Origin of the sequence: Ruania albidiflava DSM 18029 (assembly GCF_000421225.1) — a bacterium.
GTDB classification, from domain to species: domain Bacteria; phylum Actinomycetota; class Actinomycetes; order Actinomycetales; family Beutenbergiaceae; genus Ruania; species Ruania albidiflava.
In genome coordinates this window covers 422,382-448,634 of the sequence record NZ_ATWL01000001.1, presented here as the reverse complement: position 1 = coordinate 448,634, position 26,253 = coordinate 422,382, and the positions used below count along the sequence as shown (strand labels likewise).

20 protein-coding genes are annotated in these 26,253 nt (G+C 71.1%); 15 read left to right on the top strand and 5 right to left on the bottom strand.

Annotated features, from left to right (window positions below; all coding sequences use genetic code 11):
- Window positions 1–129 precede the first annotated feature (129 nt).
- Window positions 130–2,130 carry a BNR-4 repeat-containing protein gene (locus tag K338_RS19925; RefSeq protein ID WP_169579509.1) on the top strand — a complete coding sequence of 667 codons (2,001 nt, stop codon included), beginning with the start codon at window positions 130–132 and terminating at the stop codon, window positions 2,128–2,130.
- 190 nt (window positions 2,131–2,320) lie between these two features.
- Here K338_RS19925 and K338_RS0102035 read toward each other — a convergent pair whose 3' ends face one another.
- Window positions 2,321–3,043 (bottom strand): TetR/AcrR family transcriptional regulator, encoded by a 723-nt coding sequence (locus tag K338_RS0102035; protein ID WP_051154627.1) that lies wholly within the window; start codon window positions 3,041–3,043, stop codon window positions 2,321–2,323.
- 156 nt (window positions 3,044–3,199) lie between these two features.
- Here K338_RS0102035 and K338_RS0102030 point away from each other — a divergent pair, with 156 nt between their 5' ends.
- From K338_RS0102030 to K338_RS0102020, 3 genes are all read left to right on the top strand, one after another.
- Window positions 3,200–4,156, top strand: coding sequence for an NAD-dependent epimerase/dehydratase family protein (locus K338_RS0102030; RefSeq protein ID WP_027286336.1), 957 nt, complete (start codon window positions 3,200–3,202; stop codon window positions 4,154–4,156).
- Between the two features lie 94 nt (window positions 4,157–4,250).
- Window positions 4,251–5,207, top strand: coding sequence for a 5'-3' exonuclease (locus K338_RS0102025; protein WP_022916519.1), 957 nt, complete (start codon window positions 4,251–4,253; stop codon window positions 5,205–5,207).
- A gap of 12 nt (window positions 5,208–5,219) precedes the next feature.
- Window positions 5,220–6,308: an alpha/beta fold hydrolase gene (locus K338_RS0102020; RefSeq protein WP_022916518.1), complete on the top strand. Its 1,089-nt coding sequence runs from the start codon at window positions 5,220–5,222 to the stop codon at window positions 6,306–6,308.
- A gap of 6 nt (window positions 6,309–6,314) precedes the next feature.
- Here the strand turns inward: K338_RS0102020 and K338_RS0102015 are convergent, their stop codons facing one another.
- A complete protein-coding gene (locus K338_RS0102015; protein ID WP_027286333.1) occupies window positions 6,315–7,097 on the bottom strand; it encodes a DeoR/GlpR family DNA-binding transcription regulator in 783 nt (260 codons plus the stop codon).
- Between the two features lie 102 nt (window positions 7,098–7,199).
- Between K338_RS0102015 and K338_RS0102010 the strand changes: the two genes are divergently transcribed.
- The 8 genes from K338_RS0102010 to K338_RS0101975 all read left to right on the top strand — a co-directional run bounded on the left by K338_RS0102010 (window position 7,200) and on the right by K338_RS0101975 (window position 20,531).
- Window positions 7,200–8,084 (top strand): SIS domain-containing protein, encoded by an 885-nt coding sequence (locus tag K338_RS0102010; protein WP_022916516.1) that lies wholly within the window; start codon window positions 7,200–7,202, stop codon window positions 8,082–8,084.
- Between the two features lies 1 nt (window position 8,085).
- Window positions 8,086–8,955, top strand: coding sequence for an ROK family protein (locus K338_RS0102005; RefSeq protein WP_022916515.1), 870 nt, complete (start codon window positions 8,086–8,088; stop codon window positions 8,953–8,955).
- A complete protein-coding gene (locus K338_RS0102000) occupies window positions 8,952–9,881 on the top strand; it encodes a 1-phosphofructokinase family hexose kinase (protein ID WP_022916514.1) in 930 nt (309 codons plus the stop codon). The genes K338_RS0102005 and K338_RS0102000 overlap by 4 nt, the downstream gene beginning before the upstream one ends.
- Window positions 9,868–10,701, top strand: a complete 834-nt coding sequence (locus K338_RS0101995; RefSeq protein ID WP_022916513.1) for a class II fructose-bisphosphate aldolase — start codon at window positions 9,868–9,870, stop codon at window positions 10,699–10,701. Before K338_RS0102000 ends, K338_RS0101995 begins: the two co-directional genes overlap by 14 nt.
- A 101-nt stretch (window positions 10,702–10,802) precedes the next feature.
- Window positions 10,803–14,333, top strand: a complete 3,531-nt coding sequence (gene metH, locus K338_RS0101990; RefSeq protein ID WP_022916512.1) for a methionine synthase — start codon at window positions 10,803–10,805, stop codon at window positions 14,331–14,333.
- A 76-nt stretch (window positions 14,334–14,409) separates the two neighbouring features.
- Complete coding sequence (locus K338_RS0101985) at window positions 14,410–17,289, top strand: cation-translocating P-type ATPase (RefSeq protein ID WP_022916511.1); 2,880 nt, start codon at window positions 14,410–14,412, stop codon at window positions 17,287–17,289.
- A gap of 34 nt (window positions 17,290–17,323) precedes the next feature.
- Complete coding sequence (locus K338_RS0101980) at window positions 17,324–18,709, top strand: 6-phospho-beta-glucosidase (protein WP_022916510.1); 1,386 nt, start codon at window positions 17,324–17,326, stop codon at window positions 18,707–18,709.
- 97 nt (window positions 18,710–18,806) lie between these two features.
- Window positions 18,807–20,531, top strand: coding sequence for a pyruvate dehydrogenase (locus tag K338_RS0101975; protein WP_022916509.1), 1,725 nt, complete (start codon window positions 18,807–18,809; stop codon window positions 20,529–20,531).
- Window positions 20,532–20,538: 7 nt separating this feature from the next.
- Here K338_RS0101975 and K338_RS0101970 read toward each other — a convergent pair whose 3' ends face one another.
- Complete coding sequence (locus K338_RS0101970; protein WP_169579508.1) at window positions 20,539–21,546, bottom strand: LacI family DNA-binding transcriptional regulator; 1,008 nt, start codon at window positions 21,544–21,546, stop codon at window positions 20,539–20,541.
- 107 nt (window positions 21,547–21,653) lie between these two features.
- On the opposite strand from K338_RS0101970, the gene K338_RS0101965 reads away from it, so the two are divergent.
- Genes K338_RS0101965 through K338_RS0101955 form a run of 3 tightly spaced genes read left to right on the top strand, consistent with a single transcriptional unit; the run spans window position 21,654 to window position 24,945 of the window.
- Window positions 21,654–22,862 carry an Nramp family divalent metal transporter gene (locus K338_RS0101965; protein ID WP_084480495.1) on the top strand — a complete coding sequence of 403 codons (1,209 nt, stop codon included), beginning with the start codon at window positions 21,654–21,656 and terminating at the stop codon, window positions 22,860–22,862.
- Window positions 22,859–23,893 (top strand): NAD-dependent epimerase/dehydratase family protein, encoded by a 1,035-nt coding sequence (locus tag K338_RS0101960; RefSeq protein ID WP_022916506.1) that lies wholly within the window; start codon window positions 22,859–22,861, stop codon window positions 23,891–23,893. The genes K338_RS0101965 and K338_RS0101960 overlap by 4 nt, the downstream gene beginning before the upstream one ends.
- A complete protein-coding gene (locus tag K338_RS0101955) occupies window positions 23,893–24,945 on the top strand; it encodes a dihydrodipicolinate synthase family protein (RefSeq protein WP_022916505.1) in 1,053 nt (350 codons plus the stop codon). Before K338_RS0101960 ends, K338_RS0101955 begins: the two co-directional genes overlap by 1 nt.
- 113 nt (window positions 24,946–25,058) lie before the next feature.
- On the opposite strand, the gene K338_RS0101950 is transcribed toward K338_RS0101955, so the two are convergent.
- Together K338_RS0101950 and K338_RS0101945 are read right to left on the bottom strand one after the other, a co-directional pair.
- Window positions 25,059–25,610 carry a YbaK/EbsC family protein gene (locus K338_RS0101950; protein WP_022916504.1) on the bottom strand — a complete coding sequence of 184 codons (552 nt, stop codon included), beginning with the start codon at window positions 25,608–25,610 and terminating at the stop codon, window positions 25,059–25,061.
- On the bottom strand, window positions 25,610–26,077 hold the full coding sequence (locus tag K338_RS0101945; protein WP_338100860.1) for a YbhB/YbcL family Raf kinase inhibitor-like protein: 468 nt from the start codon (window positions 26,075–26,077) through the stop codon (window positions 25,610–25,612). Before K338_RS0101945 ends, K338_RS0101950 begins: the two co-directional genes overlap by 1 nt.
- Window positions 26,078–26,253: the final 176 nt, after the last annotated feature.

The window sequence follows — 26,253 nt, the reverse complement described above, 5'->3', positions numbered from 1 at the left end:
TTGACGGTCTTCGGGGCGACAGTGGGAGTCGCGGGACTGGGAAGCAGTCCACAGCTGACTGCGGCGGCCCGGGCAGAGCCATCACCGGCTGAGCCACTGGTCCTTGTGCCGGGGGTGACCGAGGTCGACATGGTGCCAGACAGGTGGACGCTCGACCTTCGTGATCTCACCCCGGAGCAAGCAGTCGCCGCGGCCGAAGGGTTGAGCAGCAGACTGTACGGCAGCCATCGCGGCGGGTCGGAGCTGTTCCATCCGCTCACGCTGGTCGCGCACCACGACGAGGCGACGGTGCTCGGCATCTTCATCGACGCCGTCTCTCGCGATGGGGCCGTGCTGGACCTTCATCTCGACGGCGCCTTCTTCCATCGTCTGACGTGGCCGTCAGCGAACCAGACGCACCGGCCGCAGACTGTCTACTGGCTCACTGTCCCGGCCGGGGAGCACGCGGTGAGTGTGCAGATCGCCGACCAGGCCGGTGTGGTGGTGGTCTCGGACTACACCATCGCCCGCACCGCTGAGGATCTCCCCAGCGACCGTCCCCGCGAAGAGCTCCACCAGCAGCCCCTACCGCCGGGTGAACCGAATACCACCATCGCGGGTTATCGTGGCATCTGGTTCGCCCTCGATCAGGTCTCCGAGTGGGGCGACAAGTACTCCGGCGGCCTGGGCACCTACACGATGAAGCACTCGCCGCTCGCCGTGCACGCCGCTGAGGTCGGCAAGACCTTCTTCGTCTACGGGGGCACCACCGCGGCCGATGAGCGGCACCTGCTCATCATGGCCTCGGCCTACGACCACCATCACCACCGAGTGCCGCAGCCAACAGTCGTGCACAACAAGATCGGCGTCAACGATCCGCATGACAACGCCAGCATCGCTCTCGACGGCGAGGGCTACGTCTGGGTCTTCATCAGCGGCCGGGCCACGGCCCGCCCGGGATACAAGTACCGCAGTGCCGAGCCGTACAGCATCACGGAGTTCGAACAGGTCACCGTCGAGGAGATGACCTATCCACAGCCGCGGTGGCTCGACGGTCAGGGATTCGTCAACCTGTTCACCAAGTACTCCGGCGGCCGTGAGCTGTACTGGGAGACCAGCGCGGACGGGGTCACCTGGAGCCCGGGCCACAAGCTGGCCGGATTCGGCGGCCACTACCAGGTCAGTGAAGTCCACGGGAAGAGGATCGTCACGGCCTTCGACTACCACCGTGGCGGCAATGTCGATACCCGTACCAACCTGTACGTCGCCACGACCGATGACCTGGGGCAGACCTGGACGACGATGGACGGGCGGGTGCTCGACCTGCCGTTGACCGGGCGGGACAATCCGGCGCTGGTCATCGACTACGAGGCGTCCGACCGGCTCGTGTACGTCAAGGACCTGAACTTCGACGGCGATGGCAACCCCGCCGTGCTGTACGTCACCAGCAGCCATCACCAGCCCGGCCCTGGTGGCGATCCACGCACCTGGGAGCTGACGCGATGGAACGGCACGGCGTGGCAGACCTCCGAGATCACCACCTCTGATCACAACTACGACTCGGGCAGCCTGTATTTCGACGGTGAGGAGTGGCTGGTGTACGGGCCGACCGGGAGCGGACCTCAGCCCTATCAAACCGGAGGCGAGATGGTGCTCTGGCGCAGTACGGGTCTTGGGCAGTCCTGGACGCCGGTACTGCAGGTCACTGAGGACAGCGAGTACAACCACAGCTACGCACGCCGCCCGCTCGCGCAGGCCGACCCGTTCTTCGCGCTCTGGGCGGACGGTGACCCGACCGAGCTCACCGAGTCCCGGATCTACTTCGGTGACTCCCAGGGTCGGTACTGGTCACTGCCCACCACGATGACTGAGGCTGTCACCAGTCCGCGCCGGCAGTCCCACCAGCCTGATCAGCGCCGTACTGTGGTGATCGGTACGCAGGACTCGGGGGTGACCAACCGCATCGCCTGGGGACAGAGCTCGGTCAACGACGTGATCGAGGACGATCTGGACTGGCGCTCCAGGGACGCATTCCTTTGGCACGTCGACGACGTCAGCACGCGGCTGGTCCAGACGGGAACGCTCAGTCGTCGCGAACGCCTAGATCTCCTCGTTGCCGCCCGCCGGTCTCGGATCGGCGAGCAGGCCTGAGCGATCGACGTGGGCGATGCTGCCCCCGGCATGCCCTCCCGGACAGCCGGTGACCGAGAAGGAGCGCTCCACGCGGATCACCGGGTGGTTGTCGATTCCGCGGAGCGATCCGCGAGGCGCCGTTTCCGACGCAGTGATCGCTCCGCAGCAGCCGCTGTGGCGACCTGGTCTCGTCCAGCAGGTCAGTTCGTCACCTAGTCAGTCCGAGCAGCCCGGCCAGGCGGAGCAGGTGCGCCTCGAACAGTGCCTCCGGGTCACTGAACGTGTCCGGGCCGTACTGGCCGAACACCTCGAAGCTCACGCAGCCGAACAGTGCCGCCCAGACCAGCGCGGTGCGTTCGAGCACCGCCGGTGGGGCAGTCAGGGCGAACTCGGACCGGATCCGGTCCACATCCTCCGGCAGGGCCACCTCGTCGTCGCGGGACTCGAGCCGCAGGTGGCCGTCGTGCCACGCCTGCTCGGTGATCCGGGCCAGCGCCACGATCACCCGGGTGCCGGGTTCGGTGGTGCGCTCCCCGGGCGCGTCGTACCCGGGAACCGGGGTGCCGTACAGCAGCGCGTAGCGCGCGGGTTCGGCCAGCGCCCAGGTGCGTATCGTCCGTCCTAGGGCCGTGAACCGGCCCAGGTGGTCGCGGGTGTCGACGGCGGAGATCGCCTGGTCCACTGCGTCGCCCAGGGCGGTGTAACCGTCGATCACCAGCAGGGTGAGCAGGTCGTCCCGACAGCTCACGTACCGGTAGATCGCCGAGGAGACGATGCCCAGCTCGCGCGCGATCGCGCGCAGCGACAGGTTGGCCGGCCCGGTGGTGCACAGGTGCTCGCGCGCGATGCGCAGGATCTCGGCCTCGGTGCGTTCCCGGGCGAGCTGTCGGGGAGTGGGCGGCACAGAAGTCCTCCAGAGGTCGACGGTCATCGTCGAGCGTACCGCCGACCAGCCCTGAGAGCGAACACTAGACACAAAAGTGAGCGCTGCTCTTGACAGGCCCGCCGTCGGAGGAGCACAGTCCATGTGTGAGCGGTGCTCTCGGAATCGTCGGCACCGACCAACCACCACGATCAGGAGCTCCTCATGTCCACCTACCTCGTCACCGGAGCCGGTCCCGTCGGCGCCACTGTCGCCCAGCAGCTCGCCGACCGGGGCGAGACCGTCCGCCTGGCCACCCGCTCCGGCAGCGGACCCGAGCACGAGCGGATCCACCGGATCCGGCTCGATGTGAACGACACCACCGCCCTGGCCCGAGCGGTCGAAGGGGTGACTGCCGTCTTCCACGCCATCCATGGCAGCAAGTACCAGGCCGCGGCCTGGCGCGCTGAGCTCCCCGGCGCCGAACAGGCGGTGATGGACGCTGCCGCAACCGTGGGCGCCGTGGTGGTCTTCCCGGAGAGCCTGTACTCCTACGGACCGGTGACCGGCGAGATGACGGAGGCTACGCCGTCATCGGCCAGCACCGGGAAGCTGGGCGTACGCGCGGAGCTGATCCGGGCGCGCGCCGCGCACACCGCGGACACGGTGAGCATGGTCGCCTCGGACTTCTACGGGCCTCGGGTGCGCGCGGCGCTCGCCGGGAAGCTGATGGTCCCGCGGCTGCTCGCCGGCAAGAGCGTGCAGACGTTGGGGCGGCTGGACCAGCTGCACTCCTTCACCTACGTACCCGACCTGGCGGCCGCGATGATCGCCGCCGCCGACCAGGTGCAGGCCTGGAACCGGGTGCTGCACGCGCCCACCGGCCCGGCGCTGACCCAGCGCGACCTGGTGCGCACCTTCGCCGAGGTCGCCGGCGTCGACATGCCGCGCATCCTCGCGGTACCGAGCCGGCTGCTCCGCGCGCTCGGGGTGGTCAGCGGCCAGGCACGGGAGGCTGCCGAGACCAGCTATATGACCGACCGCCCGTTCGTGATGAGGTCCACGGTCACCGAGCAGCTGCTCGGTCTGCGCCCCACCCCGCTGCGCGAGGGGATCGCCGCCACGATCGACTACTGGCGGACCTCCGCGGCGACGCTCGACGGACTACCGGTCAGGACGTGACCGCAATCGTGCGGCCGGTGCTGCGCGGTACCGACACTGCGCAGTCGATGCGCCCGTGGCGTTCTGTCCCTCCGTGCGGCTACCGTCTCTGAGTGTGAGCCGACTTCTGCTGCTGGACACCGCGAGCCTGTACTTCCGTGCCTACTTCGGCGTACCGGACTCGATCACCGCACCGGACGGCACACCGGTGAACGCGGTGCGCGGGCTGCTGGACTTCATCACCCGCCTGGTCGGCCAGTACCGGCCGACGCACCTGGCCTGCTGCTGGGACAACGACTGGCGCCCGCAGTGGCGGGTGGACCTGATCCCGTCCTACAAGGCGCACCGGGTCGTCGAGGAGGTGCCGGCCGGCACCGATGTGGAGGAGGTGCCCGACCCGCTGGCGGTCCAGGTGCCGGTGATCGCCGCCACCCTGGCCGCCATCGGTATCCCCGTGCTGGGGGCGGACGGTTACGAGGCGGACGACGTGATCGGCACGCTGGCCACCTCTGCCGAGATGCCGGTGGACGTGGTCACCGGGGACCGGGACCTGTTCCAGCTCGTCCAGGACGGAGCAGCCGACGACGGCGACTTCCCCGTCCGGGTGCTGTACACCGCACGTGGGGTGCGCAAGCACGAGGTGGTGACCGACGCCGTCGTGCAGCGCAAGTACGCGGTGCGCGCCGACCAGTACGCCGACTTCGCCACCCTGCGCGGGGACAGCTCGGACGGGTTGCCCGGGGTGGCCGGGGTGGGAGACAAGACCGCTGCCTCGCTCCTCGCCTCCTACGGCGACCTGGCCGGGATCCGCGCCGCAGCCGCGGACCCGGGCACCCCGCTGGCCGCCGGGCTGCGCGGCAAGCTGAACGCCGCCGCGGAGTACCTGGACGCTGCCGCGGCTGTGGTGGCCGTGGCCCGCGACCTGGACCTGGGCGAGATCGACCTCCGCCTGCCCGGCAGCATGCCCGGCCACCCGGTACCCGCCGACGGCGAGGCGCTCGAGGAGCTCACCGAACGCTGGGGGCTGGGCTCCTCGGTGCAACGGCTGCTCGACGCGTTGACCACCGACTGATAGACAGGTCAGGTGCCGGAATCCACGACGCGTGGGGCGCTGCGCCGCACGATCACCGCGACCGCTGCGACACTCGGTGCCCTCGTGGCAGCCGGAGCCGGGGCGCTCGGGGTGTACGCGTGGCGCAACGTCACCGCTGCCCGCCGGGGCCGACGTGCCGTGGTGCGCGCACGCTTCGTCGAACGCCGCCACACCCTGCCCAGCGGCACCACGCTGAACTACGCCGAGGGGCCTGCGAACGGTCCCGCGGTGGTGCTCGTCCACGGGCAGGCCGTCGCCTGGGAGAACTACGCGCCGGTGCTCCCGGACCTGGCTCGGGACTTCCACGTCTTCGCAGTCGACGTGCCTGGTCACGGGTCGTCGGACCGGACGCCAGGACGCTACGACGTGCACTCGATCGGCGCCGACCTGGCCGCCTTCCTGGAGGAGGTGGTGGGCGCGCCGGCGATCCTGTCCGGTCACTCCTCCGGCGGGCTGCTTGCCGCCTGGGTGGCTGCCTCGGCGCCACAGGCGGTCACCGCAGTGCTGCTGGAGGACCCACCGTTCTTCTCCACCGACCCCGACCGGATGCCGCAGCAGTTCAACTACATCGACCTCGCCCGGCCGGCGCACGAGTTCCTGGCGCAGAGCACCGAGACCGACTTCACCACCTGGTACATCGAGCACAACGCCTGGATCCAGTACGTGGGGAAGGGTCGCGGGCCGATCGTCGAGCACGCCCGCAGCTACCGCCAGACACATCCGGTCGCACCGCTGAACCTCTGGTTCCTGCCACCGTCGGTGAACCGCACCTACGAGCACATGCACGAGTTCGACCCCCGCTTCGCCGAGACGTTCTACAGCTGCCGGTGGCAGGCCGGCTTCGACCAGCAGGCCACGCTCGAGGCGATCACCGCGCCGACCACGCTGGTGCACGCCAGGTGGCGGGTGACCGAGGACGGGATCCTCGAAGGTGCGATGACCGATGCGGACGCTGCGCGGGCACAGGCCGCGCTCGCGGACTGCCACCTGGAGCGGGTGGACACCGGACACGGCTTCCACGCCGAGGCACCGGCCCAGTTCGTCGGGCTGCTGCGCGCGCTGCGCGACCGGGCGCGCTGAGCCACGCTAGGCGACCACGACCTCGATCCCGGCCTCCCGCACGCCCGCCAGCACACCCGGGTCCGCCTGGTCGTCGGTGATCAGCGCATGCACCTGCGTGGGCCGAGCGATCCGGGCGAACGCGCTGCGGCCCAGCTTGCCGGCATCGGCCACCACCACCACGTGCCGCGCACGGCTCACCAACGCGGCACCGATCGCCGCCTCGCCCTCGTCGTGAGCGGACGCTCCGAGCTCGGCGTCGACGGCGTTCACCCCCAGGAACAGCAGGTCCAGCGAGATCTGCCCGAGCAGCAGGTCGGCGAGCGGACCGGTGAGCTCGTAGCTGAGCGGACGCACCACACCGCCGGTGAGCACCACGCGCAGGTGCGTGCGCACGGCCAGCTCGGCGGCGATGTTCACCGCATTCGTCACCAGTGTGGTCGGTGGCCCCTCGTGCTGGCGCAACCGGTCGGTGACCGCGAGCTCGCGAGCCACCTCGGTGGTGGTGGTCCCGCCGTTCAGCCCGACCACGTGGCCTGGGCTGACCATCGCGGCGGCGGCGGCAGCGATGCGGGCCTTCTGTTCCCCGCCGCGGGCGGCCTTGTACCGCAGCGGCAGGTCTCCCGTGCCGGGGTGCACGGCTGCGCCCCCGCGGGTGCGCACCACGAGCTGCTGGTCGGCGAGGGTATCCAGGTCGCGACGCACGGTCGCGGGGGAGACCCCGAGCTCGGCGACGATCTCGTCGATGTGCAGCTGCTCACGCTCCACCACGAGGTTCAGCAGGGTGCCCAACCGCTCGTGCCGATTCACGCCTGCTCCGATCATGATGGATTCTGATTGAAACCACTCTATACTGCTCATGATCATGCAGCCTTATGTCGGCTGTCGCCCCCGGAGTCCGAGGAGACCATCGTGCCCGAGTCGTCCACCATCCGTGAGGTCCTGTCCCAACCAGATCTCTGGGCCGGGGTGCCGGACCTCCTCACCGGCGCCGAGGGGCTACCCAGTGCAGGTGAGCGGGTAGCGGTCCTGGGCTGCGGCACCTCCTGGTTCATGGCCCAGGCCTATGCCGCCCTCCGGGAGGGCTCCGGGCAGGGGGAGACCGACGCGTTCACCGCCTCGGAGCTCCCGACCGGGCGCCGGTACGACCGGATCGTGACCATCTCCCGCTCCGGCACCACCAGCGAGATCGTGCAGCTGCTGCAGGCCACCACCACCCCCAGCGTGCTGCTCACCGCCGTGGCAGGGGGCCCAGCAGCACAGCACGCCGACCACGAGATCGTGCTCGCCGAGGCAGACGAGACCTCGGTGGTGCAGACCCGGTTCGCCACCACCACCCTCGCTCTGCTGCGCGCCAGCCTGGGCGAAGACCTCACCGGCGTGGTCGCCGACGCCCGGGCCGCCCTGGAGGCACCGGTCGAGGATGCGTGGGTGCAGGCCGACCAGCTCACCTTCCTCGGCACTGCCTGGACGGTCGGCCTGGCGCACGAGGCCGCCCTGAAGCTGCGTGAGTCCTCCCAGTCGTGGACGGAGTCCTACGTGGCGATGGAGTACCGGCACGGCCCGATCTCCATCGCGCAGCCCGGGCGGGTGGTCTGGGTGTTCGGACCGGTCCCTGCCGGGCTCGCCGAGGACGTCGCGGCCACTGGCGCCACCCTGGTCACCAGCGAGCTGGACCCGCTCGCCCACCTGGTGCTGCTGCACCGCACCGCGGTGACGCGCGCCGAGGTGCGCGGGCTGGACCCGGACACACCGCGGCACCTGTCCCGCGCTGTGCACCTGCCCACGGAGGGCTGAGGTGGCCGCACCTGTTCTCGGTGTGGACATCGGCGGGACCGCGATCAAGATCGGCCTGGTCTCGCCGGACGGCACCCTGACCCACACCCGGAAGCGCCCCACACCAAAGGATCCGGCCGCACTGGCGGACCTGGTCGCCGCCGAGGCGGACGACACACCCGGCGTCGCGATCGGCGTGGTCAGTCCCGGCATCGTGGACGAGTCCCGGGGCACGGTCACCTACGCTGCGAACCTCGGTTGGCGGGACCTGCCGCTGCGGGAGCTGCTCGGTCGGCGACTGGACAGCCCACTGGTCACCGGTCACGACGTGCGCGCCGGAGCGCTGGCGGAGTCCCGCTGGGGCGCCGGGGAACCGGACATGGTGTTCCTCCCGCTGGGCACCGGGCTGGCCAGCGCGCTGATCTTCGACCACACGGTCCGCGGCACCGGCTGGGCCGGGGAGATCGGCCAGGTGCTGGTGCCGGACCCGGACGGCAGCGGACGGGTCCCGCTGGAACGCATCTGTGCCGCCGAAGCGCTGGCCCGCCGGTACGCGACCGCCGCCGGCAGCAGCGACACCTCGGGCGGCGCCCGGGCCGTGTTCGCCCGCGCCGCCGCCCAGGACCCGGTGGCCCGGCAGGTGATCGATACCGCGATCGAAGCGTTGGCCGACCTGCTCGCGGCGATGGCCGGGCTGCTCGGTCCGGTACCGCTCGTGCTCGGCGGCGGGCTCGCCGAAGCCGGGGACGCGCTGCTCGACCCGTTGCACGAGGCGATGGCCGCCCGTCTCCCCGCCGACGCGATGCCGCCCCTGCGTCGGGCCCGGCTGGGACAATGGGCGGGTTGCCTGGGCGCCGGAGCCCTGGCGATGGACCTCGGAGGACCCTCATGATCGTCACCCTCACGCCGAACCCGGCCGTCGACGTGACCTACACGGTGCCCCGGCTCACCCCGGGTGAGGTGCACCGGGTGCAGCAGGTGGTCGAGTCCGCCGGCGGCAAGGGGGTGAACGTTGCCCGCGTGCTCGCCCAGGTGGGACGCGGCGTGTGCTGCACCGGATTCCTCGGCGGCCCGGCGGGGGAGACCCTGGAGGACCTGCTCATCCCCACCCCGGTGGACCAGTCCTGGATCCTGGTCAGCGGGGCCACCCGCCGCACCGTGACCGTGGTGGACGACCGGGGGGCGACCGTGCTGAACGAACCGGGCCCGCAGGTGACCGCCCGCGACTGGGAGCGGCTGTCCGCCCACGTGCTCGGGCTGCTGGATGCCGGCGACGTGCTGGTGGTGTCCGGCTCCACCCCGCCGGGTACCGACCCCGGTGACCTTCCTGGACTGGTGCGTTCCGCCGTCGAGCTAGGTGCGGCCGTGCTGGTCGACACCTCCGGACCGGCCCTGCTGGAGGTGGCCAGCGCTGCTCCGGCGTGCCTGAAACCCAACGAGGAGGAGCTGCTCGCCGCCACCGGCGCCCCGGACGTGCGCACCGGGGCACGCCTCCTGCTCGACCGCGGTGCCGAGGCGGTACTCGTCTCCTGCGGAGCAGACGGGGTGCTGCTGGCCACTGAGCAGGACCACTGGCAGGCCCGTCCGGCCAAGACCCTGACCGGTAACCCGACCGGGGCCGGGGACGCCGCTGTGGCTGCGCTCGCCGCTGCGCTCGCCGACGGCGCCCGCGGCCCGGCACTGTCCTCCCGCCTGGCCGAGGTGGTCGCCCTGTCCGGGGCTGCCGTGCTGCGCCCCACCGCCGGCGAGGTGGACCTCGTCGCCTACCACCGCATGCTCCCGACGATCCGGATGGACCAGATCGATGCCGCTCGCTGACCTCACCTCGCTCGCCCGGGACGCTCGGGCCGCCGACCGCGGCCTCGGCGCCTTCAACGTGATCCACCTGGAGCACGCGGAGACGTTCGTGGCGGCCGCCGAACGGGCCGGGCTGCCAGTGGTGCTGCAGATCAGCCAGAACGCGGTGAAGTACCACGGCTCGCTGGCCCCGATCGCCGCCGGCACGCTCGCTGCGGCCCGGGCCGCGCAGGTGCCGGTGGTGGTGCACCTGGACCACGCCGACGACCTGGACCTGGTCGCCGAGGCGCTCGCGACCGGGTTCACCTCGATCATGTACGACGGCTCCCACCTGCCGGCCGAGCAGAACCTCGCCACCACCGCTGCCGTGGTACGCGACGCGCACGCGGTCGGGGTGAGCGTGGAGGCCGAGCTCGGTGAGATCGGCGGAAAGAACGGGGTGCACGACCCGAGCGTGCGCACCGACCCGGCCGAGGCCGCCGAGTTCGTCGCGGCCACGGGGGTGGACCTGCTCGCCGTGGCGGTCGGTTCCTCGCACGCGATGACCACCCGTGGTGCTGTGCTCGACACCGAACTGATCGCCACGATCGCCGCTGCTGTGGACGTGCCGCTGGTGCTGCACGGCTCCTCCGGGGTGAGCGACGAGGGTATGCGAGCGGCGATCCAGGCCGGGATGACCAAGATCAACGTTTCCACCCACCTGAACAAGATCTTCACCCACCGGGTACGCGCCGTCCTGGCCGATGATGCGGACCTGGTGGACACCCGCAAGTGGTTCACCCCGGCGAGCGCCGCCGTCGGTGCCGAGGTGGAGCGGCTGCTGCGCTGGTACGCCGGCTAGGTGTACCTCCCCGCAGGTGGTGCCCGGCTGAGGCAGCCCGGCACAGGCCAGCGGTGAGACGGCGTGCAACCTGACGGGTGGTCACTTCTACACTTGCCACCATGCGCTCAGCCAGATCCACCGCCCTGCTCGAAGCCCTCACCCAGCGGGTGGTGGTCGCCGACGGTGCGATGGGCACGATGCTGCAGGGCGCCGACCTGACCCTGGAGGACTTCCAGGGCCTGGAGGGCTGCAACGAGATCCTGAACGTCACCCGCCCCGATGTGATCTCCTCCATCCACGACGCCTACTTCGCCGTGGGCGTGGACTGCGTGGAGACGAACACCTTCGGGGCGAACGCCTCCAACCTCGGCGACTACGACATCATCGAGCGCATCGGCGAGCTCGCCGAGGCCGGTGCCGCGATCGCCCGCCGCAGCGCCGACCAGCACACCAGCCCCGATCACCCCCGCTGGGTGCTCGGCGCGATGGGACCGGGCACCAAGCTGCCCAGCCTGGGCCACGTGCCCTACGCCGACCTCAAGGCCAGCTTCGCCGACCAGGCCGAGGGCCTCATCCGCGGCGGCGTGGACGCGATCCTGATCGAGACCAGCCAGGACCTGCTGCAGACGAAAGCCGCGATCAACGCGACCAAGATCGCCCGGGAGCGTACCGCCGTCGACATCCCGATCATCGCCCAGGTGACCATGGAGACCACCGGGACCATGCTGATGGGCTCGGAGATCGGCGCTGCGCTGACCGTGCTGCAGGCCCTGGGCATCGACGCGATCGGCCTGAACTGCGCCACCGGCCCGACCGAGATGAGCGAGCACCTGCGCTACCTGGCCAAGCATGCGCAGGTCCCGATCACCTGCCAGCCGAACGCGGGACTGCCGGTGCTCGGCAAGAACGGCGCCGAGTACCCGCTCACCCCGGACGAGCTGGCCGCTGCGCACACCCAGTTCGCCAGCGAGTTCGGCCTGTCCCTGGTGGGCGGCTGCTGCGGCACCACCCCGGAGCACCTGCGCGCTGTGGTGCAGGCGGTCCGCGGCAACCCGGTCACCCCGCGGGACCCCGAACCCACCCATGGGGTGGCCAGCCTGTACTCGCACACCGACTTCGACCAGGACGCGGCGTTCCTGGCGATCGGGGAGCGCACCAACGCCAACGGCTCCAAGGCGTTCCGGGAGGCGATGCTCGCGGAGAGCTGGGACGAGTGCGTGCAGATCGGCCGCGCCCAGACCCGCGACGGTGCGCACCTGCTGGACGTGTGCATCGACTACGTCGGCCGGGACGGCGTGCGCGACGCGAAGGAGGTGATCTCCCGGCTGGCCAGCGCCTCCACGCTGCCGCTGGTGATCGACTCCACCGAGCCGGAGGTGATCCAGGCCGGGCTGGAGCTCGTCGGCGGGCGGGCCGTGGTGAACTCGGTGAACTTCGAGGACGGCGACGGCCCCACCTCCCGGTACGCCCGGGTGATGCCGCTCGTCCGGGAGCACGGTGCCGCCGTGGTCGCCCTGACCATCGACGAGCAGGGCCAGGCCCGCACCGCTGAGCACAAGGTCGCGGTCGCCTCCCGGCTGATCGAGGACCTCACCACCCGGTGGGGGATGGCGGTCGAGGACATCATCGTGGACGCGCTCACCTTCCCGATCGCCACCGGCCAGGAGGAGACCCGCCGGGACGCGATCGAGACGATCACCGCGATCCGTGAGCTGAAGTCCCGGTACCCGGGGGTGCACACCACCCTGGGCGTCTCGAACGTGTCCTTCGGGCTGAACCCGGCCGCCCGGGTGGTGCTGAACTCGGTGTTCCTGCACGAGGCGGTGGCCGCCGGGCTGGACTCGGCGATCGTGCACGCCGCGAAGATCCTGCCACTCGCCTCCATCCCCGAGGAGCAGCGCCAGGCCGCCCTGGACCTGGTCTGGGACAAGCGGGAGTACCACGCCGACGGCGGGATGCGGCATGATCCGCTCGCTCACCTTCTCGAGGTGTTCTCCGGGGTGGACACCGCCGCCATGAAGGATGCGCGCGCCGCCGAGCTGGCCGCGCTGCCGCTGACCGAACGGCTCGCCCGCCGGATCATCGACGGGGAGATGAAGGGCCTGACCGAGGACCTGGACGCCGCCCTCGATGAGGGGCTGAAGGCCCTGGACATCGTCAACGACCACCTGCTCGCCGGGATGAAGGTGGTCGGTGAGCGGTTCGGGGCCGGGGAGATGCAGCTGCCGTTCGTGCTGCAGTCCGCGGAGACGATGAAGACCGCCGTGGCGCACCTGGAACCGCACATGGAGAAGGTGGACGCCGGAGGCGGCAAGGGCACCATCGTGCTGGGCACCGTCCGCGGTGACGTGCACGACATCGGCAAGAACCTGGTGGACATCATCCTGTCCAACAACGGCTACACCGTGGTGAACCTGGGCATCAAGCAGCCGGTGGCCGCGTTCATCGAGGCCGCCCAGACCCACCAGGCGGACGTGATCGGGATGAGCGGGCTGCTGGTGAAGTCCACTGTGGTGATGAAGGAGAACCTGGAGGAGCTGAACGCCCGGGAGCTGGGTGGCACCTACCCGGTGCTGCTCGGTGGCGCGGCACTGACCCGGGTGTACGTGGAGGACGACCTGGCCGACCTGTACACCGGGCAGGTGCGTTATGCGCGGGACGCGTTCGAGGGGCTGCGGCTGATGGAGCCGCTGGTGCAGATCGCCCGCGGCGCCGACCCCGCCTCGGTCGGTCTGCCGCCGCTGAAGAAGCGTCGGCACGCCACGGTGACCATCACCGAGACCGCCCCGGAGGACCTGCCGGCCCGGTCCGACGTCGCCGCCGACAACCCTGTACCCACCCCGCCGTTCTGGGGTACCCGGGTGGTCAAGGGCATCGCCCAGGCCGGCTATGCGGCGTTCCTGGACGAACGGGCCACGTTCATGGGCCAGTGGGGGCTCAAGCCCAGCCGCGGCGAGGGGCCGGGCTACGAGGAGCTGGTCGCCACGGAGGGCCGCCCGCGGCTGCGGCAGTGGCTGGAGCAGATCGCCACCGAGGACCTGCTGGTGCCCGCCGTGGTGTACGGGTACTTCCCGGCGGTGTCCGACGGCGACGATGTGGTGGTGCTGCACCACGACGGGCCGGACGGCGGCTCCGGCGGTGAGGCGGGCACCGAGCGGCTCCGGTTCTCCTTCCCCCGGCAGCGCCGCGACCGGCACCTGTGCCTGGCCGACTACGTGCGCGCCCAGGACTCCGGGGAGGTGGACGTGCTCGGGGTGCAGCTGGTCAGCGTGGGCTCCAGGGTGGCCGAGCGCACCGCCGAGCTGTTCGCCCAGGACCGGTACCGGGAGTACATGGAGCTGCACGGGCTCTCGGTCCAGCTCACCGAGGCGCTCGCGGAGTACTGGCATGCCCGGGTGCGCGAAGAGCTCGGCTTCGCCGCCGAGGACCCGGCCGAGCTGGAGGGCATGTTCAAGGTCGCCTACCGGGGCGCCCGGTACTCCTTCGGCTACCCGGCCTGCCCGGACCTGGCCGACCGGGCGAAGGTCGTCGAGCTGCTCCGCCCGGACCGGATCGGGGTGAGCCTGAGCGAGGAGCTGCAGCTGCACCCGGAGCAGTCCACCGACGCACTGGTGTTCCACCACCCGGAGGCGAAGTACTTCTCCGTGTGAGCCTGCGTGAGCAGGATCATGCTGCGCGGGCTGGCCCGGCCTCCCGTGCGCCCGCGATACCGGGCAAGATGAACGTGTGAGCACTCCTGCGCTCGAACCGGCCCCCGGGGCGCCGCTGGGGCGGTCCGCGGATCCCACCACCAGCACCGCCGCGGAGGTCACCAGCGGGCTGGCCACGGACCCCGACCGCGGCCTCTCCAGCCAGGAGGCGGCCCGGCGGCTGGCCGCCGACGGGCCGAACGAGCTGCGCACCGCCCCGGGCGTCCCGTGGTGGCGCCGGCTCCTCGCCCAGTTCCAGGATCCGCTGGTGTCGCTGCTGCTGGTGGCAGTGCTCATCTCGCTGGTCGCCTGGGCCGGCGAGGGCGCGGGCGGAGCGCCGGTCGACGCCATCGTGATCCTCGCCGTGCTGCTGCTGAACGCGGTGATCGGGCTGGTGCAGGAGGCCCGGGCCGAGGACGCGGTCGCAGCGTTGAGCTCGATCACCGCACCCAGCGCCACTGTGCTGCGGGACGGCCGGCTGCAGACCGTGCCCGCGGCGGAGCTGGTCCGCGGTGACATCCTCCGGCTGAGCGAGGGGGACGCCGTGGGCGCGGACGCGCGCGTGCTGAGCGCCAGCAGGCTGAAGGTGCAGGAGGCCTCGCTCACCGGCGAGAGCCTCGCCGTCGGCAAGGGACCGGCGGTGCTGCCCCGGCCGGTGCCGCTGGGCGACCGCCGGAACATGGTGCACCAGGGCACGGCGGTGGCCGAAGGCGTCGGCTCGGCGGTGGTGACCGCCACCGGGATGGACACCCAGATGGGCGCCATCGCGCAGATGCTGGCGGAGACCACGCAGGAGCCGACACCGCTGGACCGGGAGATCGCGCAGATCTCCAAGGTGCTGGGCATCACGGTCATCGCGATCGCCGTGGTGGTGATGGTGGTGGTCGCGCTGGTCAACCAGGTCTCCACCCTGGGCGACCTGGTCACTGTGCTGCTGCTCGGGGTCTCCCTCGCCGTGGCCGCCGTGCCTGAGGGGCTGCCGGCGATCCTGTCCCTGGTGCTGGCCATCGGCGTGCAACGGTTGGCCCGCCGCGGTGCGGTGGTCAAGAAGCTCGGCTCGGTGGAGACGCTCGGGTCCGCCTCGGTGATCTGCACGGACAAGACCGGCACCCTCACCCGCAACGAGATGACCCTGCGCCGCGTGCTCACCGCCGGCGGTGAGGTGGAGCTCAGCGGCATCGGCTACACCCCGCTGGGCGAGGTCCGCAGCATCGACGGCGCCGACCTGCCCGACCTGCTGCGCGAGGAGGTGCTGCGCACCCTGGTCGGGGGCAGCCTGGCCAACAACGCCCAGCTCACACAGGTCGACGACACCTGGAGCATCGAGGGCGACCCGACCGAGGCCGCGTTCCTGGTCGCCGCCGCCAAGGTCCCCGGCGCCGGTGAGCGCGCCGCCGGCTACCGCCGCGTGGGGGAGATCCCGTTCTCCTCGGCCCGCAAGCGGATGTCGGTGCTCACCGTCGCCGCCGACGGTCAGCGTCTGCTGGTGGCCAAGGGCGCACCGGACGTGCTGCTGGACCGGTGCACCCACCTGGCCCGCGGGACCGACGTCGTCGAGCTGGCTGCCACGGACCGCGACCGGATGGTCGAGGGCGTACGCAGGTTCGGCGAGCAGGCGTTGCGCACGCTGGCGGTCGCCTACCGTCCGCTGACCGACGAGGAGCACCTCGGCTCGCCCACCGCGGGTGAGGACGACGGGCCTTCACCTGCCGAGGACCGGCTCGAGACCGGTCTGGTGCTGCTCGGTGTGGTGGGCATCATCGACCCGCCGCGCGAGGAGGTGGCCGTGGCGGTGGCCGAAGCCCGTCGGGCCGGGATCCGTACGGTGATGATCACCGGGGACCACCCCGGCACCGCGGCCCGGATAGCCGCCGACCTGGGCATCATCGACGCCAGCCAGCACACCGCCGGTGCGGACCTGGCGCAGCAGGTGCGCACCGGCGCGCAGCTGGACCGGCTGGACGAGGCCGGACTGGCCGCGGTGGTCGAGGAGGTGAGCGTGTTCGCGCGGGTCTCCCCGGCGCACAAGAACCGGATCGTGGACGCCCTGCAGGCCGGCGGCCGGGTGGTGGCGATGACCGGCGACGGTGTCAACGACGCCCCAGCACTGAAGTCCGCGGACATCGGCGTGGCGATGGGCATCACCGGTACCGAGGTGACCAAGCAGGCCGGGAACATGATCCTCGGCGACGACAACTTCGCCACCATCGTGGTGGCGGTGCGGCTCGGCCGGGCGATCTTCGACAACATCAAGAAGTTCCTGCGCTACCTGCTCTCCTCGAACATGGGCGAGGTGTGCACCGTGTTCTTCGGTGTGCTGCTGGCCGGAGTGATCGGTCTGTCCGGTGCGGCCGGGCCGGGGGAGGTGGTCGTGCCCCTGCTGGCCGTGCAGATCCTGTGGATCAACCTGGTCACCGACTCCCTACCGGCGTTGGCGATGGGGGTGGACCCGGAGATCGACGACGTCATGGCTCGCCGGCCGCGGGCGCTGACCGAACGCGTGCTGGACCGGCGGATGTGGACCGGCACCCTGTTCATCGGCCTGGTGATGGCGGTGGTCTCGCTGCTGACCATCGACATCTTCCTGCCCGGCGGGCTGGTGGCCGGGTCGGACTCCCTGGACGTGGCCCGCACCGCCGGGTTCACCACGCTCGTGCTCGCGCAGCTGTTCAACACCCTGAACTCCCGGTCGGAGACGAGCAGCGCCTTCCACCGGCTGCTGGTGAACCGGTGGTTGTGGGCCGCCCTCGGCGCCGCACTGGTCCTGCAGGTCGCAGTGGTCCACCTGCCGGTGCTGCAGCTGGCGTTCGGGACCGCGCCGCTGGACCTGACGCACTGGTTGGTGGCGGCCGCGATGGCCTCCTGCGTGCTCTGGATGGACGAGCTGCGCAAGCTGCTCCTGCGTGCCCGCCGGTGACCTCACCACCGGTGAATGGTGACATGATCGCAGGGTGCAACTGACGATCCTCGGCGGCGGTGGGTTCCGGGTGCCGCTGGTCTACCGTGCCCTGCTCGCCGACACCTCTGAGAACCGGGTCACCCAGGTCCGGCTCTACGACACCGACGAGAGGCGGCTGCGGGCTATCGCCCAGGTGCTCGCCGCGATGGCCACCGGCCGCTCGGCCGCACCCGAGGTGGTGGTCACCACCGAGCTGGACCAGGCCCTCGCCGGTGCGGACTTCGTGTTCTCCGCGATCCGGGTGGGCGGCACTGCGGCGCGGGCGCTGGATGAGCAGGTCGCCCTGCGGCACCAGCTGATCGGGCAGGAGACCACCGGGGTGGGTGGGATCAGCTACGCGCTGCGCGGTCTGCCGGTGGTGGTCGAGCTCGCCGAGCGGATCCGTGCGGTCTGCCCGCAGGCGTGGGTGATCAACTTCACCAACCCGGCCGGGCTGGTCACCGAGGTGATGAGACGCACGCTGGGGATGCGGGTGGTCGGTATCTGCGACTCCCCGGTGGGGCTGGCCCGCCGGGTGCTCACCACCCTGGAGGGCGCGCACCTGGTGGCCCCGGGCAGCGCTGCCGGGGTGGGCCTGGGCGGCAGCGCCGTGCACGTGGACTACGTGGGCCTGAACCACCTGGGCTGGCTGCGCGGTCTGCACGTGGACGGGCAGGACGTGCTGCCCGAGCTGCTCGCCCGCCCGGACCTGCTCGGCGGCTTCGAGGAGGGCCGGCTGTTCAAGGCGGAGTGGCTGCAGACCCTCGGGGCAGTGCCGAACGAGTACCTGCACTACTACTACTACCAGCGGGAGGCGCTCGCTGCGGAGGCGGCCGCCGAGGCCACCCGCGGCGTCTACCTGCAACGGCAGCAGGCCGGGTTCTACACGGTCGCAGCAGAGCTGCCCCCGGACGAGGCGCACACCCTGTGGGAGCACACCCGCGCCGACCGGGAGGCCACCTACATGGCCACCAACAGGGAGGCCGCCGGCAGCTTCGAACGGGACGAGGCCGACCTGGTCTCCGGCGGGTACGACCAGGTGGCGCTGGCGATCATGCACGCCATCGCCCACGACGACGCCGCCGAGCTGATCTTGAACGTCGCCAACTGCGGGCTGCTCGCCGAGCTGGACGAGACGGCGGTGGTCGAGGTGCCCTGCCGGGTGGACGCCCGGGGCGTGCACCCGCTACCGGCCGCCCCGCTGCCCGGGTACGCCCGCGGGCTGGTCGCCCAGGTGAAGTACGTGGAGCGGTGCACGATGGAGGCGGCCCTGACCGGCAGTCGCCAGGCGGCCGTGCGGGCGCTGGCGGCGCACCCGCTCACCGACTCCGTGGCCGTGGCCGCCGACGTGCTCACCGACCTCCAGCAGACCCACCCCCAGCTGGCCTACCTACGCTAGGTGAGCTCCGCCGTCGGGCTCTGCTACGAGCGCCGGATGCGCAGCTGCGGCCGGGATGATGGACTACCGGTAGCGCAGTCGAGGAGAGGAGCCCGCCGTGCCGACGGTGGCCGAACAGCTGGTCGAGAACCTCTACGCGGCGGGAGTACGCCGCATCTACGGACTGGTCGGGGACAGCCTGAACCCGATCACCGAGGCGGTCCGCACGCACCAGGACATGGAGTGGGTGCACTGCCACAACGAGGAGTCCGCCGCGTTCGCCGCCGCAGCCGACGCCCAGCTCACCGGCCACCTGGCGGTCTGCGCCGGCAGCTGTGGCCCCGGGAACACCCACCTGATCCAGGGGCTGTACGACGCGCACCGCACCGGTGCACCCGTGCTGGCGATCGCCTCGCACATCCCGTCGGCGCAGATCGGCTCCACCTACTTCCAGGAGACCCACCCGGAGCGGGTGTTCACCGACTGCAGCCACTGGTGCGAGCTGATCAACAGTGCGGAGCAGTTCCCCCGGGCACTGCGGATCGCCATGCAGACGGCGGTGGGCAAGCGGGGAGTGTCCGTGCTGGTGCTCCCGGGGGACGTGGGCGCCCGGGACGCCGTGGGCCGGGAGCCGAGCTGTGTGCCGATCCCGCCGGCACGGGTGGCACCGGATGCGGAGCAGGTGAAGAAGCTCGCCCGGATGGTGGACCAGGCGGAGAAGGTGGCGATCTTCGCCGGCGCCGGGGTGGCGGGCAGCCGCGAGCAGGTGCTGTCCTTCGCGCAGAAGGTGAAGGCCCCGGTCGGGCACTCCCTCGGCGGTAAGGAGTGGATCCAGTACGACAACCCGTTCGACGTGGGGATGAGCGGCCTGCTCGGTTACGGCGCCTGCCACGACGCGCTGCACGAGGCGGACCTGGTGCTGCTGCTGGGCACCGACTTCCCGTACCCGGAGTTCCTGCCGCAGCGGAACACGGTGCAGGTGGACGCGGCCGCGGAGGCGCTCGGCCGGCGCACCCCGCTGGAGCTGGGCATCTGCGGTGACGTGGGCCTCACCCTGGAGGCGGTGCTGCCGCGGATCGAGGAGAAGACCCGGCGCCGGTTCCTCGACGACATGCTCCGCCGGCACGAGCGCGCGCTGACCCGGGTGGTGGAGGCCTACACCAAGGATGTGGCGCACCTGCGCCCGATCCACCCGGAGTACGTGGCGGACGTGCTGGACGAGGTGGCCGCCGAGGACGCGATCTTCACCGTGGACACCGGGATGTGCAACGTGTGGGCGGCCCGCTATCTCACCCCGAACGCGCACCGCCGGGTGATCGGCTCGTTCCGGCACGGCTCGATGGCAAACGCGCTGCCGCACGCGATCGGGGCGCAGAAGGCCTATCCCGGTCGGCAGGTGGTCGCCATGTCCGGTGACGGCGGGCTGGCGATGCTGCTGGGGGAGCTGCTCACCGCCGCCGAGCAGCAGCTGCCGCTGACCGTGGTGGTGTTCAACAACGGGTCGCTGGGCATGATCCGGCTGGAGCAGATGGTGGCCGGCTACCCGTACTTCGGCACCGACCACGCCGCCGACTTCGGTGCGATCGCGCGCGCCTGCGGGATCGAGTCCTGGACCGTGACCGAACCGGAGGAGGTGCGGGGGACGCTCACTGCGGCGCTGGCGCATGCCGGACCAGCGCTGGTGGACGTGCGTACCGACCCGAATGCGCTCTCCCTGCCGCCGACGATCACCGGCGGGCAGGTGCGCGGGTTCGCGCTGGCAGCCACTCGCACCGTGCTGGACGGCGGTGTGGGCCGGATGATCCAGCTCGCCCGGGCGAACCTGCGCAACCTGCCCCGCTGAGCGTTGCTCAGGGGTGGGTGCGCGCCGGTCCGGTGGTGGCCCGGACCACCAGCTCAGTGGGCAGCTCGGTCTGCACCAGCGCATCGTCCGGGGCGGGCGCCAGGGCGATCTGCAGCGCGGTGGCGCCCATCTGCCGCAACGGCAGCCGGACCGAGGTGAGCTGCAGGTCGCGGGAGACGGCGATGTCGTTGAACCCGGCCACGGACACCTGCTCCGGCACGCGCCGGTCGTGCTCCCGCAGCCAGGACAGGGCGCCGATCGCCATCTGGTCGGCGGTACCCACCAGCGCGGTGATCTGCGGATGCGCATCGAGCAGCTCCCCGGCGCCGGTGTAGCCCGAGTCCCTGGTGGGCTCGCCATGACGCAGGTGCAGCGTGCCTCCCTTGGCCTGGATCGCAGCGCGTAGACCGGCGAGCCGTTCGATGGTCGAGCTCACGCTGGCCACGCCGACCAGCACGCCCACGTGCCGGTGCCCGAGAGCGGTGAGGTGCCGACCCAGCTGCTCGGCGCCACCGGTGTTGTCCGTGACCACCCGGTCCACCTCGACCTGCGGGTGCCCGATCGCCACGGCCCGCCCGCCGCTGGCGGTGAAGGAGCGGATCCGCGCCCCCATCTCGGCCACGTACCGGGGATCCACCAGACCGGACCCGGCCACGATCACGTACCCGGTGCGGTGCGCCTGCAGCAGCCGGAAGTACTCCAGCTCACGGTCGATGTCCCGGTCGGTGTTGCAGATGGTCACCAGCAGGTGCTGGGCGGTGGCCACGTCCTGCACACCGTTGACGATCTCGGAGAAGTACGGGTCGTCGACCGTGCCCACCAGCACACCGACCGTCCGCGGGTCACCGCGGAGCAGGGCCTGCGCCTGCGCGTTCGGCACGTAGTCGAGCTCACGGGCTGCATCGAGCACCCGGGCGCGCAGGTCCTGGGCCACCGGGTAGTCGCTGCCGGACAGCACCCGGGAGGCCGTCGGCACCGAGACACCCGCCCGGTGCGCGACATCCCGCAGGTTCACCGCCATGACTGTAGAGAGTAGAGCACCCGGTGGTGTCCGCCGGGGCTTGACGTGACGCCTGGTGTTCTCCTACGGTCGGCAGAAATTCCCTAAGAAAAGGCTTTCTCATGACGACGACGTCGGTGCCGACGCGACGCGGGCTGGCGAAGTTCGGCCCAGCGTTCATCACTGCTGCCCTGGTGTTCGGCCCGGGGAGCATCACCACCGCCAGCTCGATGGGCGCGGACTTCGCCTACGACCTGGTCTGGGTGCCGGTGATCGCCACGGTGCTCATGCTGTGCTTCGTGGACCTGTGCGTGCGGATCGGGCTGAGCACCGATGCCGGGCCGATCGGCACCATCTCCAAGCGGTTCACCCGGGTGGCCGGAGTCCTGGTGGGGCTGGGCGCCTTCGCCGTGACCGCGAGCTTCCAGGCGGGCAACTCGGCCGGCACCGGCGCTGCGATGTCGGTGCTGTTCGGCGGGGACGCCACCCTGTTCGCGGTGCTGTTCACCCTCCTCGGCCTCGGGTTCGTGTGGCTGCCCTCGTTCTACCGCCAGCTGGAACGGGTGATGGTGGTGATCATCCTGGCGCTCGTGGTGATCTTCCTGATCACGATGGTGGTGGCCCGCCCGGACGTCGGCCAGGTCGTGGCCGGGCTGGTGCCGAGGCTCCCGTCCGGGTCGGCCGCTCTGGTCGTCGGGGCTGCGGCGACCACGTTCTCCGTGGTCGGTGCGCTCTACCAGATCCAGCTGGTGCGGGAGAAGGGCTGGACCGCGGCCGACTACCGCAGCGCACGCAAGGACGCTGTGGCCGGGACGCTGATCCTGGGCGGGCTGTCCTTCGTGATCATGGTCGCAGCGGCTGCTGTGCTCAACCCCCGCGGTGCCAGCGTCCAGTCACCGGCGGACATGGCCGCCATCCTGGAACCGTCGATCGGCGGCTGGGCCTCCACGCTGTTCGCCCTGGGTCTGTGGGCGGCGGCGTTCTCCTCCCTGGTGGGCAACTCCACGATCGGCGGGAGCATGCTCGCCGGTGCGCTGGACATCGAGTCCGGTGGGCTGTCCTCGGCCAGGGTCAAGGTGTGCATCAGCGTGGTGATCCTCCTCGGCGGGGTGGTGGCTGCCATCTTCGGCGGTCTGCCGGTGCAGCTGATCATCACCGCCCAGGCGGTGACCATCTTCGTGGTGCCGCTGATCGGTGTGCTGCTCGTCTGGCTCGGCCGCGTCCCCGAACGTGGCGAGCTGAAGCTCTCCGTGGCCCAGCTGGTGCTGGCGGTCGTCGGGGTGCTCTTCCTGGTCCTGCTTGCCGTCAACTACCTGAGGAACCTGCTGTGAACTCGATCCCGATGCCCACTGACGAGACTGCCCTGGAGGAGCTGCTGTCCCGTCCGGGAGACGGCGTCGGCGAGGCGCTCGCCGACCTGGGCGGGGACATCGTGCTGCTCGGGGCCGGTGGGAAGATCGGCCCGAGCATGGCCACGATGGCCCGCCGCGCGCTGGACTCGGTGGGCTCCTCCGCCCGGGTGATCGCGGTCTCGCGGTTCTCCGACCCGGCGGCCGCCGAGCAGCTGGAGCAGGTTGGCGTGCAGGTGCACCGCGCCGATCTCGCCGTCTCCGAGTCCTACCCGGAGCTGCCCGAGGCCGCAGGCGTGTTCTACCTGGCGGCGATGAAGTTCGGCACCTCCGCCGCCGAGCACCAGACCTGGTGGTCGAACGCCGCCATCCCGGTGCTGGTGGCCGACCGGTACCGGGGCGTGCCGACGATGGTCTACTCCACCGGCAACGTCTACCCGCTCACCCCGGTGGTGCGCGGCGGCTCGGTGGAGACCGACGACCCGGCCCCGGTGGGGGAGTACGCGCAGTCGGCGCTGGCCCGGGAACGGCTGTTCACCAACGCCGCGCACCGGTGGGGCACCCCCACGTTGGTCTACCGGCTGAACTACGCCTGCGAGCTGCGCTACGGGGTGGTCGCCGACATCGCCGCGACGATGGCAGCCGGAGAGGCGGTGGACGTGACGATGCCGGCGGTGAACGTGGCCTGGCAGGGGGACATCAGCTCCTGGGCACTGCAGTCGATCGGCGCCGCCGACGTGCCCCCGACGATCCTGAACGCCACCGGTCCGGAGACCGTCTCGGTGCGGCGGATCGCCACTCTGCTGGGGGAGGAGATGGGTGTCGAGCCGATCTTCTCCGGCGAGGAAGCAGCCGACGCGCTGCTCTCCGACGCGGGGCTGTGCCACGAGATGTTCGGGTACCCGAGCATCGGCCTGCGCCAGCTGGTGCGCTGGGTCGGTCGGTGGGTCGCCGACGGCGGTCGGCAGCTCGGCAAGGCCACGAAGTTCCAGCAGCGAGAGGGGAAGTTCTGATGACCACCGATCCGATCGGGGCCGCCTCGTCCCGTGCTAGCGACCGGCTCCGCCAGGGGGCCGTGATTCCCGCCCACCCGCTGGCCCTCGATGCCACCGGTGCGATCGATGAGCGCGCCCAGCGTGCCTTGACCCGCTACTACCTGGACGCGGGGGTGGACGGCCTGGCCGTCGGCGTGCACACCACCCAGTTCGAGCTGCACGACGACCTGAGCATGCTCGCGGAGGTCTGGGCGATGGCTGCCGCCGAACGGGACCGTGCCGGGACCGACCCGCTGCTGGTGGCCGGGCTGGTCGGGGACACGGACCAGGCCGTGGCTGAGGCTGAGGTCGCCCGAGAAGCCGGGTACCAGGTGGCGCTGCTGTGCCCGTGGGGGATGACCGACCGCAGTGAGCACGCCCTGCTGGAGCGGGCCCGGGCGGTCGGTGAGGTGCTGCCGACGATCGGGTTCTACCTGCAGACCAGCGTGGGCGGGAGGCAGCTGAGCCGCGACTACTGGCGGGCGTTGTTCGACCTGGAGTCGGTGGTGGCGGTCAAGACTGCACCGTTCGACCGGTACCGCACCGGGGACGTGGTGCAGGTGCTGCTCGAGCACGACCGGTGGGACGAGGTGGTGCTGCTCACCGGTAACGATGATGCGATCGTGGCCGACCTGGTCACCCCGACCCGGCAGGGAGAGCGACAGGTGTGCGCACGCGGCGGGCTGCTCGGCCAGTGGGCAGTAGGCGCCCGGGCCGCTGTGGCAGTGGCCGACGAGGCCCGGCAGGCGGTCCAGGCCGGGCAGGTGCCGCTGGACCTGCTCGCCACCGGCAGCGACCTGGTGGAGGTGAATGCCGCCGTCTTCGATGTGGCGCACGACTTCGCCGGGTGCGTGCCCGGGGTGAACGAGGTGCTGCGCCAGCAGGGGCTGCTGTCCTCGGCGCGCTGCCTGTCCGAGAGCGAACGGCTCTCGCCGGGGCAGGCGGAGCTGATCGAGCGAGTGCGGCAGCGCTACGGTGGCCTGCTGGACGAGGAGTTCGTCGCCGAGCATCGGGACCGCTGGCTGACCTGACGGGGTACTCGCCGTAAGCAGCCCGGCAGGCACCTGTCTGAGGCACCGGAGGGTGTTGGAGGCGGTCCTGCTGTGCCTCAGGTCGCCTCGTGGGCCTCAGACAGGTGTATTGCTCAGCTGTCGATCGCCAGGTCCGCGATCACCTCGGCACCGGGCAGGGTGGTGAGCAGCTCACCGGGCAGCAGGATCTTCGAGCCACGGATGCCGCTGCCGATGATCGCCGGACCGGTGCTGGTGCGCTCGTCCAGCAGCAGCCGGAAGGCCGGCGGCAGTCCGATCGGGGTGATACCGCCGTAGGCCATCGCCGTCTCCTCGACCGCTCGGTCCATCGGCAGGAACGAGGCCTTGCGCACGTCCAGGGTGCGTTTGATCCGCGAGTTCACGTCCGCCCGGGTGGTGGCGCGCACGACGGCGGCGGCCAGCCGCTCCTCTCCGCTGCGTCTGCCCGCCACCAGCACGCAGTTCACCGAGTCTGCCAGCTCTAGCTGATAGGCCTCGGTCATCGCCGTGGTGTCGGCCAGCTCGGGGTCGATCTCAGTCACCAGGACCTGCTCGACGGCGTTGCTCTCCTCCTGCGCCCAGGTCTCCAGGGCGGAGCGCACCGGGGCGGCGACCAGGTCGAGATGGTCGAGAACGGGTTCCCAGGTGAGGGTGCCCAGCCGCATCAGAGCTGGTAGGTCACGGTCAGCACGCCCCGGGCCAGTGCGTGGAACAAGCCCGTGAAGTGCGCCTTCGCCGGGCTGTCCTCCGGCTCCAGCTCGAGCGTGGGCACGTCCAGGGCGTGGATGGTGAACACGTACCGGTGCTCGGTGTCCCCAGCGGGTGGTGCGGCGCCCTCGTAGGCGAACGCACCGCCGTCGCTCTTCAGGTGGAACGCTGCACCCGGCAGGCTGATGTCGCTCTGTCCCTCACCCCGGTCCAGCGAGGTGGCTGCGGAGTCCAGGTCCACGACGGTCCAGTGCCAGTACCCAGACGGAGTCGGTGCATCCGGGTCGAAGCAGGAGAGCAGGTACCCCTGGGTGCCCTCCGGTGCGCCGGACCAGCTCAGCTGCGGGGACACGTTCTCCCCGGCGGCGGCGTGCCGTGGGTCCAGTCGGGCGCCATCGGTGAGGTCGCTGCTGGTCAGTGACATCGCCGGAAGCTGGGGGAGAAGCTCGGTGGGGTGTGGGGGCCGTGGGCGCTGCAGATCCATGGATGACTCCTCCGGTCGAGGTGGGCAGGTACAGGTCCACCCTACGGCGGGTGAGCGGAGTTGACAGGGAGGGTCCGCCGTCGTTCACTGTTAGAACGCATGTTCTACGCGGCGGA

What these genes read in the sequence shown, in the direction of transcription:
- K338_RS0102000 (WP_022916514.1), top strand. Translation starts at nt 8,952, where the DNA reads ATGATCGTCACCCTCACGCCGAACCCGGCCGTCGACGTGACCTACACG.
- metH (WP_022916512.1), top strand. Translation starts at nt 10,803, where the DNA reads ATGCGCTCAGCCAGATCCACCGCCCTGCTCGAAGCCCTCACCCAGCGG.
- K338_RS0101995 (WP_022916513.1), top strand. Translation starts at nt 9,868, where the DNA reads ATGCCGCTCGCTGACCTCACCTCGCTCGCCCGGGACGCTCGGGCCGCC.
- K338_RS0101945 (WP_338100860.1), bottom strand. Translation starts at nt 26,077, where the DNA reads ATGTCACTGACCAGCAGCGACCTCACCGATGGCGCCCGACTGGACCCA.
- K338_RS19925 (WP_169579509.1), top strand. Translation starts at nt 130, where the DNA reads ATGGTGCCAGACAGGTGGACGCTCGACCTTCGTGATCTCACCCCGGAG.
- K338_RS0101950 (WP_022916504.1), bottom strand. Translation starts at nt 25,610, where the DNA reads ATGCGGCTGGGCACCCTCACCTGGGAACCCGTTCTCGACCATCTCGAC.
- K338_RS0101965 (WP_084480495.1), top strand. Translation starts at nt 21,654, where the DNA reads ATGACGACGACGTCGGTGCCGACGCGACGCGGGCTGGCGAAGTTCGGC.
- K338_RS0102030 (WP_027286336.1), top strand. Translation starts at nt 3,200, where the DNA reads ATGTCCACCTACCTCGTCACCGGAGCCGGTCCCGTCGGCGCCACTGTC.
- K338_RS0101955 (WP_022916505.1), top strand. Translation starts at nt 23,893, where the DNA reads ATGACCACCGATCCGATCGGGGCCGCCTCGTCCCGTGCTAGCGACCGG.
- K338_RS0102035 (WP_051154627.1), bottom strand. Translation starts at nt 3,043, where the DNA reads ATGACCGTCGACCTCTGGAGGACTTCTGTGCCGCCCACTCCCCGACAG.